This is a genomic window from Kitasatospora sp. NPDC091257 (assembly GCF_044757675.1).
Lineage (GTDB): Bacteria > Actinomycetota > Actinomycetes > Streptomycetales > Streptomycetaceae > Kitasatospora > Kitasatospora lactacystinica.
Genome location: NZ_JBIVVI010001505.1, coordinates 1 through 1,844, shown reverse-complemented (window position 1 = coordinate 1,844; position 1,844 = coordinate 1). Strand labels below are relative to the sequence as shown.

Genomic DNA, 1,844 nt, shown 5'->3' with positions numbered 1-1,844 from the left:
CTCGCCGACCGCTACCGCGCCGGAGTCGTCCTGGCCTCCCTAATCCTCTGGCTCCGCGAACCAACCAGATGATCATTTGTCAGACACGCCTTAGGCGGAGCTGTCCGGGCGATCATGTGCGGAGCCGGATGACGAGAGCGGCTGCGGTGACGGTGCCGAGGTAGACGTATCCGCGCTTGTCGTATCGGGTTGCGACCGCTCGGGCGTGGTCGGGTGGCCGGGCCACGTTGCCGTGGCCCGGCCCCCTCAGAACCGGGCATGGATACGCCCGCGGCGGACCAGGGCCGTCCGAGTGTTCGGCGGGATCGAAACGGCTGCCTCTGCTACGGCTTCGCGTGGACAAGGCACAGCGTGGCGAGGACGTGGTCGCACGGCAGCGTCGTCACGGCTTCAGTTTGTTGGCCTCCCGGACTTCGTGGAGGTGGATGAGGACGTCGAAGGACTGGGCGATCGCGGTGTCGCGGGGCTTCTCGGGGAACTGCGTGCCGATGTTGAGCGTGGGCCGGGCGACGTTCAACCAGGCGCGCGCGGCGGCCGGGGCCTTGCGGACGTCGAGGTAGAAGTCCTGGTAACCGACCTGGTCGAGGGTGTGCTCGTTCCTGCCGGGCTCGGCGGCGCCCACGGTGAACTTCTTCCAGTCGCCGCCGAGGGCGGCGTCCTTCGACAGGAAGGAGCCCTGGTTGAAGGTGAAGCCGATGGGCAGGTAGTCCTTGCCCATGGTGTCGCGCAGGAACGACCCCTGCGTCTTGGAGTACAGCTCGGGGTTGTCGGAGACGTAGCCGACGTGGTTGTTCTGCGCCGACACCAGGATCTTGTCGCCGGTGTGCTGCCGCCACCAGGCCACGTTCTGGGCCATCACCTCGTCTCGGAACAGCTCGAAATCGGGCAGCGACTTGGGGTCGTTCGGGTCGATGGTGAGGAACTTGGCGGTCTGGGCGATTGAACGGGCGTTCTGCTCGGCCCAGTCGAACGCGTCTCCGCCGGAGCCCTTCCGGCTGCTGACCAGTTCCAGGGCCTGCTGCGCCTTGGCTGCGAGCTGCTGCCGTTCGGCGAGCGGCTTGCCCAGGTAGGCGAAGACGTTGTCGATGGGCCGCAGGCCGGTGTAGAGCTCGTTGAGCCGCGGCAGTGCCTCGGGGTGGTTCTTCTGTACGTAACCGGTCACCCGTTCGAAGAACGCGTCATTCAACGAGGGGGCGCCGATGTCGTCGCCCATGAAGTGCACGGGGCGGTCGGGGTGGTGGCGGTTGTAGTCGCGCATCCACTCGATGAGGCTCACGAACTCCTCGCGGTCCCAGGGCGAGTCGGCGAAGGTCTGCTTGGCGACGCTGCGGGCGTCACCGCCCTTGCCGGTCTGGAGATAGTCGTCGATCTGGAGTCCCGCGGACCAGCTCAGCTCCAGGGCGAAGGTGGTGAAGCCCTTCTCTTCGACAAGGTGGCGGAAGACCCGCTCCTTCATGGTGAAGAACTCGTGGGAGCCGTGGGTGGCCTCGCCGAGGCCGACCACCTTGGCGTTGCCGATCATTGCGGACAGGGCTCGCAGGTCGGCCGTACTTCCGCCGGGCTCGGTCGCACGCAGCGGGTGGGCTGCCCGCTCCAGTGCACGTACCGGATCCTGCTTCCCGTCGGCCGTGGCGGCGGTGGCCGACTGGACCGCCACCGGAACGAGGACCGCCCCCGCCACGGTCACCGCCGTCACCAGCAGCCCCCGCCGACTGATGCGCTTCGGATACCTAATAGCCATGCTTTCTTGCCCCTCAACTTGCGTATGACGACGTGAGAAGATCCTTTCGTGTGATCCGTTGCCCCGCGCTCAGGGCAGCCACCGAACTCTTCCGGGGGCTACC

At 67.0% G+C, this 1,844-nt stretch carries 1 protein-coding gene; it reads right to left on the bottom strand.

What is annotated here, in order from left to right; translation table 11 throughout:
• Nucleotides 1-382: 382 nt before the first annotated feature.
• Nucleotides 383-1,741, bottom strand: a complete 1,359-nt coding sequence (locus ACIQOV_RS39760; protein ID WP_331768807.1) for an erythromycin esterase family protein — start codon at nucleotides 1,739-1,741, stop codon at nucleotides 383-385.
• Between the last annotated feature and the right edge of the window lie 103 nt (nucleotides 1,742-1,844).

Coding starts and splice junctions, on each gene's coding strand:
- ACIQOV_RS39760 (WP_331768807.1), bottom strand. CDS start 1,741: ATGGCTATTAGGTATCCGAAGCGCATCAGTCGGCGGGGGCTGCTGGTG.